At 63.5% G+C, this 15,104-nt stretch carries 18 protein-coding genes and 2 tRNA genes; 9 read left to right on the forward strand and 11 right to left on the reverse strand.

Annotated features, from left to right (window positions below):
- Window positions 1–262: 262 nt before the first annotated feature.
- Window positions 263–1,195, reverse strand: coding sequence for a dimethylarginine dimethylaminohydrolase family protein (locus NL532_RS23915; RefSeq protein ID WP_023693913.1), 933 nt, complete (start codon window positions 1,193–1,195; stop codon window positions 263–265).
- A gap of 19 nt (window positions 1,196–1,214) precedes the next feature.
- Entirely contained in the window at window positions 1,215–2,816 is a 1,602-nt protein-coding gene (locus NL532_RS23920) for a zinc-binding metallopeptidase family protein (RefSeq protein WP_031203015.1), read from the reverse strand.
- An 83-nt stretch (window positions 2,817–2,899) separates the two neighbouring features.
- Between NL532_RS23920 and NL532_RS23925 the strand changes: the two genes are divergently transcribed.
- The 6 genes from NL532_RS23925 (at window position 2,900) to NL532_RS23950 (ending at window position 8,573) form a co-directional block, all read left to right on the forward strand.
- A complete protein-coding gene (locus NL532_RS23925; protein WP_023684774.1) occupies window positions 2,900–3,796 on the forward strand; it encodes a LysR substrate-binding domain-containing protein in 897 nt (298 codons plus the stop codon).
- Window positions 3,797–3,899: 103 nt separating this feature from the next.
- The gene (locus NL532_RS23930) at window positions 3,900–4,991 is read left to right on the forward strand and encodes an ABC transporter ATP-binding protein (protein WP_023828918.1); all 1,092 of its coding nucleotides are present in this window, start codon (window positions 3,900–3,902) and stop codon (window positions 4,989–4,991) included.
- An 83-nt stretch (window positions 4,992–5,074) separates the two neighbouring features.
- Window positions 5,075–6,190: an ABC transporter substrate-binding protein gene (locus tag NL532_RS23935; RefSeq protein WP_023828919.1), complete on the forward strand. Its 1,116-nt coding sequence runs from the start codon at window positions 5,075–5,077 to the stop codon at window positions 6,188–6,190.
- 21 nt (window positions 6,191–6,211) lie between these two features.
- Entirely contained in the window at window positions 6,212–7,045 is an 834-nt protein-coding gene (locus NL532_RS23940; protein WP_023828920.1) for an ABC transporter permease, read from the forward strand.
- Window positions 7,045–7,851, forward strand: coding sequence for an ABC transporter permease (locus NL532_RS23945; protein WP_023828921.1), 807 nt, complete (start codon window positions 7,045–7,047; stop codon window positions 7,849–7,851). The genes NL532_RS23940 and NL532_RS23945 overlap by 1 nt, the downstream gene beginning before the upstream one ends.
- Window positions 7,852–7,988: 137 nt before the next feature.
- Entirely contained in the window at window positions 7,989–8,573 is a 585-nt protein-coding gene (locus NL532_RS23950; RefSeq protein ID WP_280790699.1) for a LysE family translocator, read from the forward strand.
- Between the two features lie 46 nt (window positions 8,574–8,619).
- Here the strand turns inward: NL532_RS23950 and NL532_RS23955 are convergent, their stop codons facing one another.
- Both NL532_RS23955 and NL532_RS23960 read right to left on the reverse strand, forming a co-directional pair.
- Window positions 8,620–9,510, reverse strand: coding sequence for an alpha/beta fold hydrolase (locus NL532_RS23955; RefSeq protein WP_023828922.1), 891 nt, complete (start codon window positions 9,508–9,510; stop codon window positions 8,620–8,622).
- Entirely contained in the window at window positions 9,510–9,845 is a 336-nt protein-coding gene (locus tag NL532_RS23960) for an antibiotic biosynthesis monooxygenase family protein (RefSeq protein ID WP_023828923.1), read from the reverse strand. Before NL532_RS23960 ends, NL532_RS23955 begins: the two co-directional genes overlap by 1 nt.
- 130 nt (window positions 9,846–9,975) lie before the next feature.
- On the opposite strand from NL532_RS23960, the gene NL532_RS23965 reads away from it, so the two are divergent.
- Window positions 9,976–10,049 (forward strand) — tRNA-Cys (locus NL532_RS23965).
- Window positions 10,050–10,069: 20 nt separating this feature from the next.
- Here the strand turns inward: NL532_RS23965 and NL532_RS23970 are convergent.
- Together NL532_RS23970 and NL532_RS23975 are read right to left on the reverse strand one after the other, a co-directional pair.
- Window positions 10,070–10,146: transfer RNA gene (locus tag NL532_RS23970), tRNA-Arg, on the reverse strand.
- 60 nt (window positions 10,147–10,206) lie between these two features.
- Entirely contained in the window at window positions 10,207–10,512 is a 306-nt protein-coding gene (locus NL532_RS23975) for an ETC complex I subunit (RefSeq protein WP_023670294.1), read from the reverse strand.
- A gap of 173 nt (window positions 10,513–10,685) precedes the next feature.
- Here NL532_RS23975 and NL532_RS23980 point away from each other — a divergent pair, with 173 nt between their 5' ends.
- Together NL532_RS23980 and NL532_RS23985 are read left to right on the forward strand one after the other, a co-directional pair.
- Complete coding sequence (locus tag NL532_RS23980; RefSeq protein WP_023695547.1) at window positions 10,686–11,870, forward strand: flavin-containing monooxygenase; 1,185 nt, start codon at window positions 10,686–10,688, stop codon at window positions 11,868–11,870.
- Between the two features lie 222 nt (window positions 11,871–12,092).
- On the forward strand, window positions 12,093–12,497 hold the full coding sequence (locus NL532_RS23985) for a hypothetical protein (RefSeq protein ID WP_031203017.1): 405 nt from the start codon (window positions 12,093–12,095) through the stop codon (window positions 12,495–12,497).
- A 463-nt stretch (window positions 12,498–12,960) separates the two neighbouring features.
- Here the strand turns inward: NL532_RS23985 and NL532_RS23990 are convergent, their stop codons facing one another.
- The 5 genes from NL532_RS23990 to NL532_RS24015 form a co-directional block, all read right to left on the reverse strand.
- Window positions 12,961–13,332 (reverse strand): DUF1515 family protein, encoded by a 372-nt coding sequence (locus NL532_RS23990; protein ID WP_245270254.1) that lies wholly within the window; start codon window positions 13,330–13,332, stop codon window positions 12,961–12,963.
- A gap of 39 nt (window positions 13,333–13,371) precedes the next feature.
- A complete protein-coding gene (locus NL532_RS23995) occupies window positions 13,372–13,704 on the reverse strand; it encodes a hypothetical protein (protein WP_155923801.1) in 333 nt (110 codons plus the stop codon).
- A gap of 231 nt (window positions 13,705–13,935) precedes the next feature.
- Complete coding sequence (locus NL532_RS24005; protein WP_031203021.1) at window positions 13,936–14,304, reverse strand: hypothetical protein; 369 nt, start codon at window positions 14,302–14,304, stop codon at window positions 13,936–13,938.
- On the reverse strand, window positions 14,304–14,633 hold the full coding sequence (locus NL532_RS24010; protein WP_023828931.1) for a hypothetical protein: 330 nt from the start codon (window positions 14,631–14,633) through the stop codon (window positions 14,304–14,306). The genes NL532_RS24005 and NL532_RS24010 overlap by 1 nt, the downstream gene beginning before the upstream one ends.
- A 3-nt stretch (window positions 14,634–14,636) precedes the next feature.
- A complete protein-coding gene (locus tag NL532_RS24015) occupies window positions 14,637–15,095 on the reverse strand; it encodes a M15 family metallopeptidase domain-containing protein (protein WP_023828932.1) in 459 nt (152 codons plus the stop codon).
- Window positions 15,096–15,104: the final 9 nt, after the last annotated feature.

Below are 15,104 nucleotides of genomic sequence, written 5' to 3' on the forward strand. Positions count from 1 at the left end.
TCCCTTCAATCATACAGCGCGATCCGGTCGTCGATAACCAGGACGACCGAATTTCGGCCTCAGCGGCTGGTTGCGCTCAGGGGGCGGGCTTCGACGGGTTTGAAGCGACCAGCGATCCGAGTTTGCCGGCTTTGGCCAGACTCGGCTTTTCGTAAGTTTTCTTCACAGAATCCCTCCTCTAACGGCATCAATTTCCTCTGCCGGGCCTGTTTTGTCAAATCTGACAGCAGTCCGTCACAGGTCCCGGCGGCAATTCGTGCCCTTACGCCGGCTCGCGCTTGAGCGCCTGCGCCATGCAGTGAATGCCGCCGCCGGTCTTGGAAATCTCGCTCATGTCGACGGCAGCAACCTCGAAGCCGCGTGCCTTGAGCTGGCCGATCAGCGACTGGCTCGACGTCGGCGCGATGACCCTGTCCTTGCCCAGCGACATGAAGTTGCAGCCGAGCGCCATCGTGTCCTGGAAGGGCACGTCGATGATCTCGTGGCCCTTGCCCTTCAGCCAGTCGACAATGCCGGGCTCGGTGCAGGCGAGGCACACCGCGGTGAGCTTTTCAGCGATCGGCACCACCATCAGGTCGATATGGACATAGTATTCGTCGATGAAGGCGAGGCGCGTTTCCCAGCCTTCCTTTTCGAACCAGTCCTGCACCTGCCGGGCGCCCTCTTCCTGCGTGCGGGCGCCGCCGCAGCCGATCAGCACCACGCCCTCCTCGATGACGTTGAAGTCGCCGCCTTCGAAGGTGCCAGCCGTGACCATGTCGTAGATGGGGATGCCGAGCTTTTCATAGGTGCGGATGGCGGCATAGTTCTCGCCGCGCCGCCACCAATTGGCCATGGCGGTGATGAAGGCGCCGTAGGGCGTCATGACGCTGGAGTCTCTGGAATAGACCTGCATCGGCAGTTCCGGCGTCGGCTCGTGCCAGTGGATGTTGACGCCGAAATGCTCGTAGGCGGCGACGAGGTCCTTGTGCTGCGCCTGCGCGATCTGGACGTTGCAGGGCGCTTCGCGCAAATGCTTGCGCGACAGCGAGCTGGTCGAGAGGTGGCGCAGGAAGTTTGGCGAGCCGAGCAACACGTCTGTCAGCACGTCGGTCTCGTTGGCAAAGCCCCATGACGTCAGCGGCTTGGTGCCGCCGGCGGGATTGCGGCGCTGCAGCGAGAACGGTTCGGCGACGATGCGGTCATGGACGGTCATAAGGTTCTCCTCGATTTGACTATGCAGCTTGATTGGATTGGCTGCTCGGAATCCACCAATCGCGTCCGCGCGCGGTGGTGACATATTCCGGCCAGCGGAAATTGATCGGCGGGTCATAGTCGCAAAGCGGCGCGATCCAGTTGGAGCCACCAATGCCGCCGCCGGTGCGGGTGACGAATTCGTCCATGGCCGCATCGCGCGCGGCCTTGTCCTCGAGCAGGCGGAGGGCTGCAAGAGCAACCGTCTTGGCGGCGCAGATGACCATCGGGTCGATGGTGGCCGAGATACCGCCCAGCGCGTTCATCGCCCAGGATGGATAGGCATGGCCATTCGCGGAGCGCAGCGCCGGGCGGGCGACATAGAAGCGTGCGGTCGGCGTGTGCCACGACATGTCGGTGTAGTCGTCGGAGGTCGAGTTGATCTGCGACGGAGGCAAATCGCGGCGCAGGATTGCCTCGGCCTCTTGCGGCGAAATCAGCCGCTCCATCTCGTCGATGAAAGGGTTTTCGGTCGCGGTGCCGCCGGCATTGACCTGGACCTCGCGACCGATCGCTTTCGCCGCCTCGTCCCAGCTCGGCGCGCCGACGGTGGACAGCGCCTCATAGGCAATCCCCGCCATGACGTGATTGGCGAGGCCCGGCCGCGACTTCGTCACCCAATGGCGCTCGTAGCGACAGCCGCTGATCGCCGCGGCCGCGGCCGCATTACGGTCGAGCACCGCGGTGACCTGCTCTGCCATGGCAATGGTCGGCACGCGGATCATGTACTGGATCTCGGCCAGCCCCGCCGGCAGATTGTCGGCGGTCGCCTGCCCGGCGGTGAGGATCGCCTCGCTGATCGACCAGCCGCCCTGGTGGGGTAGCATGGAATCGCGCAGCGCCTTGGAGGCCATGTACATCGCCATCAGCGCGTCATTGGCACCGGGCGCCCGCACCGCCGAATGCGCCTGCGGGATCGGCGCGCCATCGCTTGCGCGAACCCAGTTTTCGGGTTCGTCGCAGACAAAACGGTAGATCATCGCGTAGGCCGCGCCGCAATGCGTGTCCCAACGCGCCGTGTTGCAGAGCGGCAGCATATAGAAGGGATGGAACGAGATCATGCCGGCAAGGCCGTCATAATAGCCTTTGGCTGCATGGATCGGCTTCGAGCCCCTGACCTTCTCGGCCGGCTCGCCGGTGAAGCGCAGCGTCCCCTTGATGCCGTGGCGTTGCATTGCCGCCTTGGTGGCGAGAAGTCCGCCGAGGCCGGCAATGCCAAGCCCGGAATGCGGATCGGTGTGGCCGCCGGCCTCGCTGCCGAGGCCCGGCCGCGATCGCTTCACCGTTGCCGCGTCCTGGCAGTTGCCGGGCACCGCGTCGTATTCGCCGTACATGCCGATGGTCGGCCCCGGGCCATTCGTCCAGTGGGCGCAAAAGGCGGTCGGCATGCCGGCCGACCCTTCCTCGACCGAAAAGCCCTCATGCTTCAGCCGCGCGACATACCAGGCCGCCGACTGGTATTCGCGCCAGGCTGTTTCGCCGAAATCGAAAATGGTGCGCGTCCACGCCGACAGCGACGGCTGGATGCTATCGAGACAGGCAAGCGCGGTGGCTTGCGCCGAGGTCGTCACCGGTTTCTCCATGCGGCCCAAGAAAGCAGTGAAGCGGCATTGCAAAAAGTGATATGTTTTTCCGGTTCATGCAAATTCGGTTCACCTGAGGCCTCTTGCGAATACCTTCCACACAGGCGTTGCGCGCCCTCGACAGTTTTGCCCGTCACGGCAGCGTCTGGCGCGCAGCCGATGAACTGCATTTGACCCGCAGCGCCGTCAGCCATCAGTTGCGGCTGCTCGAACGCGACCTCGGCTTCGACCTGCTGGAGCGCATCGGCAAGGGCGTGGCGCTGACACCGCGCGGCCAGCGCTATGCCGCCGATGTGAGAAAGGCGCTGACGGTGCTCGGCGATGCGGTGACGCGCCAGGCCGGCACGGGCGTCGGCGGCTCGTTCGCCGTTTCCTGCACGCCGGGCTTCGCCTCTCTGTTTTTATGCACGCATATCGGCGAGTTCCGGCAAATGTATCCGGACGTGGCGCTGTCGATCCTGACGCCCAGGCGGCTGGACGATGTCAGCAATCCGGACGCCGATGCCTTCATTGCCTTTGGCGTCGGCAACTGGCCGAACCGCTCGGTGGAGTTGCTGTGCGAAATCTCGTTCACGCCACTTTGCAGCCCGACACTGCTCAACAAGGTCGGCGGCTTTTCAAAACCGGCCGACGTGCTGCGCGCCAATCTCCTGCATCTCGGCGACACCGAGGACTGGGCGCGCTGGCTGGCGCTGTCCAAGGTGGAAAACCCCGACACCGAAGGCGGCATCTTCTTCTCGGACATGAACCTCGTTTTTTCCGCGGCGATCGCCGGCCAGGGCATCGCCATGGGCGACGAGCTGACCAGCCGCCGGGCGCTGAGCGAAGGCCGTCTGGTGCGCCCCTTCGATATCGCGATCCCCTCGCCGCGCTCGTATTTCCTGGTGTCGGAACATGCCAAGGCCAGCCACCCGGTGCTGGAAGCATTCAATGGGTGGTTGAGGTCGAAGCTGTCGGAGAACCGGATCAGCCCGTACTAGCCTCCCATCCGTGAATCAAATTTGCCGATCAGGCGAAAACTATTCGGTTGCGGTGAGCCGGGGCCCTGCCCTACGCTCAAGCTACGACCAAGGAAGAGGCAGGATGCAGCAACCCGGCCGGGCCGCAGAGATCAAGGCAATCGGGATCGGCAAGAGCTTCGGCTCGTTCCGGGCGCTGGACGACCTGACGCTCAATATCGGCCGTGGCGAGTTTTTGACGCTGCTCGGCCCCTCCGGCTCGGGCAAGACCACCTTCCTGATGATCCTGGCAGGCTTCGTGCAACCGACCGCCGGCAAGCTTTTCAGCGACGGTTTCGACATCACCGATCGGCCGGCAGAGCAGCGCGCCGCCGGCATGGTGTTCCAAGGCTATGCGCTGTTTCCGCATATGTCGGTCGAGGCCAACATCGCCTTCCCGCTCAAGGTGCGCAAGAAATCGGCCTCCGAGATCAAACGCCGCGTCGCCGAGATGATCGAGCGCGTCGGGCTGAAGGGCCATGAGACGAAACTGCCGGCGCAGCTTTCCGGCGGCCAGCAGCAGCGCGTGGCGTTGGCCCGTGCTTTGGTGTTCGAACCCGGCGTGCTGCTCCTCGACGAGCCGTTCTCAGCGCTCGACAAGAGCCTGCGCGGCCAGATGCAGGCCGAGATGAAGCGGCTGCATCAGGAGACCGGCACCACCTTCGTCTTCGTTACCCACGACCAGAGCGAGGCGCTGGCGCTGTCGTCGCGCGTCGCCATCTTCAACCATGGCAAATTGCTGCAGGTCGGTGCACCGGACGAGGTGTATGACCGGCCGGCCAATCGTTTCGTCGCTGAGTTCCTGGGCGAGATCAACATGCTGCCGCTCAAGGGCGTGAAGCGCGCCGACAATGGCGCGACCGCGCTCTGCGAAGACCGCGCGATCACGCTGCGCGGCAATGCCGAGGCGGTGAACGGCAACGCCATATTGGCGATCCGGCCCGAACATATGTCGATCGCGCGCGAAGCCGTCACCGGCGAGAATGGCATCGCCGCCACCGCCATCGGCTCGACTTATCTGGGTGCAGCGACCAAGCTAGATCTGACGACGCGCCAGGGCGCCAAGGTGACCGTCTCGGTGCCGAACGAGGTCGCGGCGGCGGCGCTGAGCAAAGGCAATTCCGTCTGGCTGACCTGGCCGGCGGAAAAGGGTTTCCTCCTTCCGGACGGAGGATGACGACGAGAACGGCGAAGTCTTCCAGCAAAGAATCTGGAGCGCGCCATAACCACCGGAACCAACAACGAAAAAGGGGAACTAAAATGACAGACCAAAGCAAAAAACAAGCCATGGACGCGCTATCCGCCCGGGCTGTGCGCGGCGAGATTTCGCGCCGGCAATTCACCCAGCTTGCAGCCTTCGTGCTGGCCGGCACGCCGATGCTGCTGCGCTCGACCGGCGCGTTTGCGCAGGCCAAGGAACTGGTGCTGGTCAACTGGGGTGGCGATGCCCTCACCGCTTATGACGCCGCCTATGGCCAGGCCTTCACCAAGGACACCGGCATCGCCGTCAAAATGGACGGTTCGGGCCCGACCGAAGGCGCGATTGCCGCACAGTTCAAGAGCGGCGCGCCGACCTGGGATCTCGTCGACGTCGACCCATTCTCGGCCATCACGCTCGGCGCGCAGGGTGCGCTCGAGCCGATCGACTACGCCATCGTCGACAAGAAGAAGATGCGTGAAGGCTTCGGCTGGGAATACGCGGCCTCGACCTATTTCTTCTCCTACGTCATCGCCTATGACTCGGAGAAATACGGCAAGGACGCGCCGACCGGCATGGCCGACTTCTTCGACGTGAAGAAGTTTCCGGGCAAGCGCTCGCTCTACAAATGGGGCGTGTCTAGCTGGGAAGCCGCACTTCTCGCAGACGGCATCGCGCCGGCCTCGCTCTACCCGCTCGACCTGAAGCGCGCGCATGACAAGATCGCCGCCTTCAAGGAAAACGTCGTGGCCTATTGGGGCGGCGGCGCCGAGAGCCAGAGCGTGCTGCTCAACGGCGAAGCCTCGATGGCGATCGTGTGGTCGACCCGCGCCTCGCTGATCGAGCAGGACTCGGGCGGCAAGATCAAGTTCATCTGGGACCAAGGCCTGATTTCGCCCGGCGCGCTGGCCGTGCTCAAGGGCAACCCCGGCGGCAAGGACGCAGCGATGAAGTTCATCGCCAGCGCCCAGGATCCGGAGAAGCAACTGGTGATGTTCGACAAGCTTGGACAAGGCCCGGCCAATCCGGCCGCCGACGCGCTGATCCCCGCCGACAAGAAGCGCATCAACCCGGTCGATCCCGAAAACATGAAGAAGCAGATCGCGCTCGACATGGATTGGTACGCCAAGAATTACGGGGCAGCACTCGACGAATACACCAAGATCATCTCGGCCTGACCAGGCCGGGCACGAGCTTCGATGAGAGGCACCCTCTCCGACAGGATGGGCGCGGCGGTGCTGATGGCGCCGCTGCTCCTGTTCCTTGTGCTGGCCTACGCCTGGCCGTTCCTCGGCGTCGTCAAGTGGAGCGTCACCTTGCCGACACCGGGGCTCGGCCAGTATGGCGCGCTCGCCACCGATGCCCTGGTGCAGTCTGTGTTCATCCGCACGCTGCGCATCGCGCTGATCGTCACCGTGGTTTCCGTGGCGGCGGCATACGCCATCACCATGGTTTGGGTGCGCGGCAGCCCGGCACAGCGCATGATCGCTGAATTCTGCATTCTCGTCCCCTTCTGGATCTCGGTGCTGACCCGCGCCTTCGGCTGGGTGGCGCTTTTGTCCAACCGCGGCCTGATCAACACCTGGCTGCAATCGATCGGCTTCATCTCCGAGCCGCTGGCGCTGGTGCGCAACGAGTTCGGCGTCATCGTCGGTATGACGCATTTTTTGATCCCATTCGCGGTGTTCCCGCTGGCCTCCGCCATGCGCAGCCTCGACGAGCGCGTGCTGCTCGCGGCGCGCGGGCTCGGCTCCAGCCGCATGCGCACCTTCTGGACCGTGTTCGTGCCGATGACGCGCTCCGGCATCATCGGTTCGGCGATGATCGTGTTCGTCTTCTCGCTCGGCTTCTTCGTCACGCCGGCGATCCTCGGCGGCGGCCGCAGCGTGATGATCGCCGAGCTGATCTATCTCCGCATCTTCCAGAGTCCCGACTGGGGACTGGGTGCGGCGATCAGCGTCGTGCTGGTGCTGTTCGTCGGCGCGCTCATGGCGCTGCTGTTCCGCTATGTCAGACCGAAGCAACTGATCTGATGCCGACCTATCGCCCCGGTCCCGTCTCGCTGATCCTCGCCGTGCTGGTGGCGCTATTCCTGCTGCTGCCGCTATTGGCGGTCATCCCGGTGTCGCTGACGCCAAGCCGCATGCTGGCTATGCCGACGGGCGAGCTGTCGCTGCGCCACTACCGCGCGCTGATCGAGGATCCGCGCTGGCTCGACGCCATCCTGCTGTCGATCCGCATCGGCATCGTCAGCAGCGTCATCTCCACCGTGCTGGCGCTGTGCTTCAGCCTTGGCGTCTGGATGTTCCAGCCGCGCTTCACGGCCACCCTTGTCGGCTTCGTGCTGTTGCCGATGGTGGTGCCGCCGGTGGTCTCGGCGATCACGCTCTACTTCCTGCTGACGTCGATCTCGGGCATGAGCTCGTTCTTCGGCTACGACACCTGGCTTGGCGTCGCCATGGCGCATTCGGTGATGACGGTGCCTTTCGCCACGGTGCTGATCCTGGTCTCGCTCAGCCAGCTCGACCGCCGCATCGACCTTGCCGCGCGCGGCCTTGGCGCCAGCGTGTGGGAGCGCGCCACGCGCATCATCATGCCCAACATCAAGTTCGGCATCGTCACCGCCGCGCTGCTGTCCTTCGTGCTGTCCTGGGAAGAGATCGGCGTCACGCTGTTCATCACCTCGGTCAACGCCATCACGCTGCCGCGGCTGATGTGGATGGGCCTGCGCGACAACATCGACCCGGCGATCGCCGCGCTCTCGGTGATCCTGATCATCATCACCGTGCTGGTGCTGGCGGTGCGGACTGTGGTGGTTAAGATGCGCGACGGGCACTGAGCCAAGGTGGCCAACAACAATCGGCGATCGCCAAGCCGCTGTGTGAAGGGCGTTACGGACGGTGAGCGCCGGGTACATTACGCAGCGTCATGGGAAACCTGCCGCTGGTGACATTTGCCTTCGTGTCGGTGCTCGGAATGGCGGTTCCGGGACCGGACGTCGTGCTCGCCATCACCAACGGCTCCCGCTACGGTTTTCGGCGCGCGTTTCTCGGCATGGCCGGCGTCGTACTGTCTGATTTCGTTCTTATCAGCATCGTCGCGCTGGGCTTCGGCGCTCTTCTGCTGGCTTCGGAATTCTATCTCTCGGCTCTCAGGATGTTCGGCGCGGGCTATCTGCTTTTCGTCGCCATCGGTACCCTGCGCACCGCATCCCGACCTTCGTTCAACCCTAACCTTCCCGAAACACGCCATTCAGCCAAGGCACTCATTGGGCGCTGCTTCCTGGTGGCGGTCACAAATCCGGCGGCCTGGCTGCTTTTCCCCGCGATCCTGCCGCATTTTGTCCGCGTGGATGAGCCTATCGCGATCCAGTATGGCATCCTGGCCATTATCGCCGCGCTTGCCGATGTGTTTGTGCTGACGTTTTACGCAGCCCTTGGCGCGCGGGCTGCAAGGCTTCTGGCTGGGCCAAACGCCGTGTGGATCGACCGGTTGTACGGTATCGCCCTGCTTGGTCTTTCGAGCACTTTGATCCTGCAATCCCTCGGCCATCTGAGATAGTCGACACAGGAACACACAGGCCCGGATTTTAGCAATCGGCCCGCAGTCAGCTTGCGAAGAATCTCGACAGCCTTGCAGCCGTGTCTTCGGGGTGCTCTTCCGGGAAGAAATGCCCACCCTTGACCGAGCCGCCTCCGACGTTATCAGCCCATTGCCGCCAGATCGCCAACGGGCCGCCCTCCTCCGCATACCAGTTCTCCAACCCGCCCTCGCCGCTCCAGAGCGCAAGCAGCGGGCATCTGATGCGACGGCCGTCAGCCTGGTCCTGCGCGTCGTGCTCGCGGTCGATGCCGGCGGCGGCGCGATATTCCTCGCAGATGGCGTGGGCATGGGCGGGATCACGCAGCGCCTCGATATAGGCGGCCCTGACCTCAGCGGGAAAAGCATCTGGAGCCGAGCCCCAGCCGGCGATCGCATTGTCGACAACTGCGTCGGGTGCTGCGGACAACAGGCGCTCCGGCAGCGGTTCCGGCTGGGCGAGCAGGCTCCACGGCCAGAAGGCCAGCGCCAACCTGGCATCGGCCCGATCCCAGGCGGAGGCCGTGGGGACGATGTCGAGAACGGCGACTTTCGACACGGTTTCGGGATGGTCGAGCGCCAGCCGGTAGGCGACGCGACCGCCACGGTCGTGGCCGGCAACCATGAAACGGTCGAAACCGAGAACGTCCATAACCTGCACCATGTCGCGCGCCATCGCTCGTTTGGAATAGGCGGCATGATTGGCTCCGGAAGCCGGACAGCCGCTTTGTCCGTAGCCTCTCAGATCGGCGGCAACCACGCTGAAGTGCGGCGCCAATGCCACGGCGATGTCCCGCCACATAACATGCGTTTCGGGAAAGCCATGCAGGAGCAGCAGCGGCGGCCCTGAGCCACCGGCCCTGACGAAGATCGATGTCTCCTCCATTTGAACGGTCCTGGCGTCAAAGCCCGCAAACATCAGCTGCCGCCAACCATTCCGTGGCTGGAACGGATTCGCAGCACCTGGACACCCTTCGGCAATTCGATCAGGAACTCCTTGTCGCGGTCGAGATGGTGGATGCTTTGCGGATCGCCGCCGGTAAAGGCGGCCATCGCCTCGACGCTCTCCCAATAGGAGATGGTGATGAATTCCGAATGCGTCGGCGTGTCCTCGCGAAAAGTCTGCACGCCCAGCGCTTTCTCGATCAGCGGCTTGATACCGACCTCGTAATTGTAGCGCTCATAGGCGTCGGCCCTGCCGGGCGAGGTCCTGCCGCGCCAGATGCGCGCAATGGTCGGGGTTTTCGGTGCCATCAGCAACAAACGCCTGAACGCGAGCCGCGTTCCGAACATCTCGACTGGTGGCAGCCGGATCGCGGTCCGAACCTGCGAGCAGAGGCCGGCCAAGTTGACTAGCTGTCGCGGTCAATGCACAAGGAGCCATGGTCTGAGGGCGGGACGGTGACGCATCGGTCTGCAAAACCGACGTAGTGGGTTCAATTCCCACTCAGGCCTCCACACTATCTCTTTGAAGTTGTTGGCGATCCCGACAGGATTCGAACCTGTGACCATCGGCTTAGAAGGCCGGTGCTCTATCCAGCTGAGCTACGGGACCGCTGGCCGGCATTTGATATCTTGGCCGGCTGGTGTCTATGTGCCAGGCGCTGACCGCCGGTCAATGCGTCCAGGGTATCCTGCGGTCATAGCGGAAATTTTCCGCATAGGAAATCTGCCGGCGCTTGGTCTCTTTCGGCTCCTCGACACGGAAGGCCAGCCCCTGCTTTTCGGCATAGGCCACCGCTTCTTCCCTGGTGTCGAAGGTCAGCCTGATCTGGCTCAGCATGTCGCCCGATGTGGTGTAGCCCATCAGCGGGTCGATCTTCTTGCGTTGGGCGGGATCGAATTCCAGCACCCAATGGCCGGTCTTGGCCTTGCCGGACTGCATCGCGGTTTTGGCTGGGCTGAAAATTCGCGCGGACATGGGCACCTCGTAGCTGCGTTGGCGGTAGCGCCGCCTTATTTCAGTCAATACTGTGCAACACTGCCGACGGCAAGGCCGAAGCGGCCTGCAACCAGGCCGCTTCGGCAGCGGCATCGGCCCGATACACTGGCGTAGCATCAAAAGTCATGGTCATGATGGCGACACAAAGAGGCATGGACGCAGGGATTTTGCACGCCGAGGCCGACAGCCAAGCGATTTTCGACGGCGCGATCGTGATCGGCGCCGGGGCAGCCGGCTTGACCGCAGCCCATGCGCTGCTCAAGACCGGCGTGCCTGTGATGGTGTTGGAAAAGGAAGCCCGGCTGGCCGAGCCATGGCACGGGCGGCACGAGCGACTGCATCTCAACACGCATCGCGACCTTTCGGCGCTGCCGGGCGTTTCCTTTCCTGCCGGCACCCCTGCCTTTCCGCACCGAAACACCATCATCGGCCATTTGAACGAATTCCACGCCATGCACCGGCTGCCGGTCGAGTTCGGCATCGCGGTCGAGGAGATTGGCTTCGAGGGCGACCACTGGCTTGTGCGGACCAGTGCCGGGCCGCGGCTGGCGCGCCATGTCGTCATCGCCACCGGGCGCGACCGGCAGCCCTTCATCCCGGCCTGGAAAGGCATGAAGGCCTTTGCCGGACGCATCATCCATTCGGCCGCATTCGGTAACGCCAAGGCCTATGCGGGCAAGAAAGTGCTGGTCGTCGGCGCCGGCAATTCCGGCTTCGACGTGCTCAATCACCTGGTGGCAGCCGACGCGGGACAGATCTGGCTGTCGGCGCGCAACGGTCCGGCACTGCTGCCCAAGCGCCTCGGCCAGATCGCCGTCCACCGATTTTCGCCGATCCTGGCGCGGCTGCCGTTCAAGCTCGCCGATGCGGTGATGGCGGCGACGCAGCGATGGGCCTTCGGCGACCTCACGGCCTACGGCCTGCCGCCGACGCCTTCGGGCGGCGCAAGCCGGCTGGCGTCGGATTATACCGCCATCGCCACCGATGACGGCGCCGTCGATGCCATCAAGGACCGCAGGATCATCGTGCTGCCAACCGTGCGGGAATTTACCGGCGACACGGTCGTTTTCGACGATGGCGCGACGATCCAGCCCGATATCGTCATCGCCGCGACCGGCTACCGCACCGGGCTCGAGGCCATGCTGGGCAAGCTCGGCGTGCTCGACCAAAAGGGCGTGCCGCTGTTCAACGGCGCCGACAGCGACCCGAAACTGCCGGGCCTGTGGTTCACCGGCATGCGGCCAAGCATCCGTGGCTGCTTCGCCAATGCTCGCATCCAGGCCAAGGCGATCGCAGCCAGGATTGCGCGGGAGCGCATACCGCCAAGCCCCGTTTGATGTTTTAGGGGTTGCGCGACAGGGTCCGGAACCGTATACGCCGCAGGGCCTCGGAGTGTAGCGCAGCCTGGTAGCGCATCTGGTTTGGGAAAAGTGGCGCTTGGCGCGATTTCCCTCGGCGTTTCAACACCTTGACATACGGACGCACCTATCCCGTGGCACTTTCCGTGGGACTTCCTGTCGTCCGCCCTTCCTGAGCAGCTATAAATAAGGAGAATGGAGATGTTTGAGCGGCGCCCGAAGAAATGGCCTTGGCGTGATTTCCTAACCGAGGAAGAGCGGAATACACTGCGGCTCGCGGACGGCGCCAAACTGCGATGGCAGCAATTAAACCTGGAACGGGCAGCGATCACCAACCGGGCAATCCAGCGGGCCAAGTATGCATCTCGCCCCGCCCTTGCATCACCCCCTGTAGGAGGTTGGATGGACCCCGCAATCGAAAAGACGACGCTAGGCGCGATTATCGGCATAGGCCTTCAGATGCCAGATGGAGAGCCTGTGCGCATGGTTGATACCGCCAAGGTCTGCTGGGTGGTTTGGCCGGCATGTGTCGATGATCAGGCTGCGGTCTATCTCAATGAGGCTGAAGCGCTCTACGATCTCGATAACCAGCTTGCGCGCCCATGAGCAGATTTCCGGGCGATGTCAGCCTGATCCTCTGGCTTGCTCTCGTCGGCTTCATCCTCGTATCTGCTGTAGAGGTGTCGAGGTGGGTGTTAGGGATTTTCTGAGGTGGTGGGGATCACATCATATTGCTTTGGCGGGGGAAATGATGGGGCTCTCACATCAACTTGTGCGTCACCCCATTTCGATGTGTCGCTTCCCTCACCCCGGATAGTCAGCCTTGACCACTATCCTGGCCGTCATTTCACCCGGTCAAACAGGATAGGCTTCCACCTGTAGGCTGCCGCGGTGCCTATGAGGTTCTGAAGCTCGACGTCTGGCGCGCTGGTGCGGACTATCTGCCGGACGCGCCTTATGGCCTCAGCGATCGACACATGGCCTGGCTGGGCGTCTACGGCTTGGGAGATGGCATCCTGAAGCGTTGGCATGATGCCAAGGATAGCGCATGGCTTGGGAGCGGGAAAGATCAGCCGCCGCGCAGCGCGCGCCAGATGTCGGCCCAGAAGTATGTGACCGCTGAAGCAATGGCGCCCGCCGCGATGCCGGTTACACCAAGAGCGCCGAGCCCCATCAGCTTCCAGCGCGTCACCTCGGCCGTCACCTCCTTGACGCTCGCCATGTCATCATTGAGCTTGCTGACAGCCGCTTCGGTGGCGGTGACACGGTCGACGAGTTCGTCGGTCTTGGCGTAGATCTTTGATCGGCTGGCCGCGGCGCGGTGTTCCGATTGCTCGTAGCTTAGCGCTGCCCGGGAATCGCTTTCCTTGATGTCGCGACGGATCTCGGTGATGTCGCGCTGCATGTTCTGGGTGGCTTCCAGAAGCCCGCCGATCATCATTTCCAAGCTCTTTGACCCCGATGTCGGCATGTGTGCGCCCTATATCCCGTTGTCGAATTCGGCCTTGTCGCCGGCGAGGATGACGCAGGCGCCCTTGCCGTCGCCGAGCAGCACGGTGAAGGTACCTGCATCCGAGAGCGTCACCTGCACCTTGGCGCCGTCCTGGTTGGTGGCGGTCATCACCGGGAACTCGTGGTAGCGCTCGGCCAATTGCTTGAGCAGCAGTTCCAGCGGGCCGCAGGAGAGCTGCGCCGCGGCAGCCGGCCGGATGGTCAGCGCCAGGATCATTCCCATGCAGAGGGCCAGCAGGATGGCACCAACGATCAACCAGCGGCGAACGACCGGCTCGGCGAGGTTCTGAAGTCCTTCCATGCCCATCACTTCAGCGCCTTCGCGGTCGTGTCATAGTGGCTTGCGCAGCGCCCAACGCGCGCATTTGCCTTGTCGAGTTGCCGACGCTCGGCTTTGAGGACGGAACGCACCTCGTCGCCGACTGCGATTGGTGCATGCGGCTCCCGCGCACGGCAGTCATCCGGGAGTGGCGGCAACGTCACGCGCGCCGCGGCAATGCCCTTGTCCGTTGCCGCCTTCTTCAGGGCTGCGCTAGTGGAGCAGCCAGTCGACGTCAGACTGATCAAGATTCCAAGCCCTGCCAGCAGCAGCAACCTTGGCTTCGAATTCTGCCCTGTCCTTGGCGAGTTGCGCGTCATCAGCGGCGTCCTTTGCCCGAGCGTTCTTGAGAATTTCCTGGTAGGAGGCGATCACGATCTGGCCAGCGGCGACCTGACGCTGGACTTCGGTCAGCTTCGCCTCGGCCGCGATTGCCCGGTCTTCCTGCACATAGCCTCGTCTGGCGTCAGCGCGCTCCAAGGGGACGATTGCGAGGTAAGCGAAGGCGACACCCGCCGCAGCACCGGCAGCGAGGCGTAGCGCCCCGCCTACGCCACCAAGGAGGTAGTAAAGGATCGACATCATTCGCCTCCCGGCGTTTGCTTCGGCTGCACCAGCACGACCGTCTGATTATCCGCCGGTGGCGGCGGTGTTGGTTCCTGCGGAGGATCCGAATAGGGACGGGCAGTGCGCGTCGTCCAGATAGCGGCGATGTCCTGAGCTGTCGCGAAACCGGTGTAGCCGGTCACCAGCACCATGACGATCAGTTGCCAGCCCCATGCGATGGTTTCGTTGAGCCTGGTGTCCTGGGCGTCGATGAGCAGGAAGAGCTGGTAGCAAGCCCAGACCAGCACCGTGTAGATGATGATCCTGCGCCACTTCCACGACGGCTCCCCGGTCTGCAAGGCCATTGGTCAGTCCTCGACCAAATGCGATTGCTTGGCCCAGTCGCGCCACGGGTGCAGTTCGTAGTGGCCGCCGTCCCAGTCGTCGCCCGGATTGACGCCGTCCATGTGCCAGTCAAGCCCGCAACGCACGCCGATCTTCATCTCGAGCGCGATGCCCTTGCCCTTGTTGGTGGCAGGGTCGTAGAAGCCGATCGTGTTGTAGAGCGCGACGAAGGCGGCGCGGTTCTTCCAGTCGTAGGGCGCAGGGAAGAGGTCGACTGCAATCGACGGCGCGTAGTTGTGCGCGCTCTGGCCGAATTTCGCCTTGGAATGCCCGGTCAGGAAAGCCTTGGTCTGGGCGGCGCGGCCCCTCGTGCTGTCGAGCACACGGAAATCGATCCGCTTGATGGCTTCATTGAGTATCGCCTGCATCTTAGGGTGCGCCTTGGCGACCGATGCGGCGGATGCTGAGCTGAAACTTGGCATGACTGGGCA

It is taken from the genome of Mesorhizobium sp. C120A (genome assembly GCF_030323105.1).
Lineage (GTDB): Bacteria > Pseudomonadota > Alphaproteobacteria > Rhizobiales > Rhizobiaceae > Mesorhizobium.

Coding starts and splice junctions, on each gene's coding strand:
- NL532_RS23930 (WP_023828918.1), top strand. CDS start 3,900: ATGCAGCAACCCGGCCGGGCCGCAGAGATCAAGGCAATCGGGATCGGC.
- NL532_RS23915 (WP_023693913.1), bottom strand. CDS start 1,195: ATGACCGTCCATGACCGCATCGTCGCCGAACCGTTCTCGCTGCAGCGC.
- NL532_RS23945 (WP_023828921.1), top strand. CDS start 7,045: ATGCCGACCTATCGCCCCGGTCCCGTCTCGCTGATCCTCGCCGTGCTG.
- NL532_RS23950 (WP_280790699.1), top strand. CDS start 7,989: ATGGCGGTTCCGGGACCGGACGTCGTGCTCGCCATCACCAACGGCTCC.
- NL532_RS23980 (WP_023695547.1), top strand. CDS start 10,686: ATGGACGCAGGGATTTTGCACGCCGAGGCCGACAGCCAAGCGATTTTC.
- NL532_RS23940 (WP_023828920.1), top strand. CDS start 6,212: ATGAGAGGCACCCTCTCCGACAGGATGGGCGCGGCGGTGCTGATGGCG.
- NL532_RS24005 (WP_031203021.1), bottom strand. CDS start 14,304: ATGTCGATCCTTTACTACCTCCTTGGTGGCGTAGGCGGGGCGCTACGC.
- NL532_RS23985 (WP_031203017.1), top strand. CDS start 12,093: ATGTTTGAGCGGCGCCCGAAGAAATGGCCTTGGCGTGATTTCCTAACC.
- NL532_RS23990 (WP_245270254.1), bottom strand. CDS start 13,332: ATGATGATCGGCGGGCTTCTGGAAGCCACCCAGAACATGCAGCGCGAC.
- NL532_RS23955 (WP_023828922.1), bottom strand. CDS start 9,510: ATGTTTGCGGGCTTTGACGCCAGGACCGTTCAAATGGAGGAGACATCG.
- NL532_RS24015 (WP_023828932.1), bottom strand. CDS start 15,095: ATGCCAAGTTTCAGCTCAGCATCCGCCGCATCGGTCGCCAAGGCGCAC.
- NL532_RS23995 (WP_155923801.1), bottom strand. CDS start 13,704: ATGGAAGGACTTCAGAACCTCGCCGAGCCGGTCGTTCGCCGCTGGTTG.
- NL532_RS24010 (WP_023828931.1), bottom strand. CDS start 14,633: ATGGCCTTGCAGACCGGGGAGCCGTCGTGGAAGTGGCGCAGGATCATC.
- NL532_RS23920 (WP_031203015.1), bottom strand. CDS start 2,816: ATGGAGAAACCGGTGACGACCTCGGCGCAAGCCACCGCGCTTGCCTGT.
- NL532_RS23960 (WP_023828923.1), bottom strand. CDS start 9,845: ATGGCACCGAAAACCCCGACCATTGCGCGCATCTGGCGCGGCAGGACC.
- NL532_RS23935 (WP_023828919.1), top strand. CDS start 5,075: ATGACAGACCAAAGCAAAAAACAAGCCATGGACGCGCTATCCGCCCGG.
- NL532_RS23975 (WP_023670294.1), bottom strand. CDS start 10,512: ATGTCCGCGCGAATTTTCAGCCCAGCCAAAACCGCGATGCAGTCCGGC.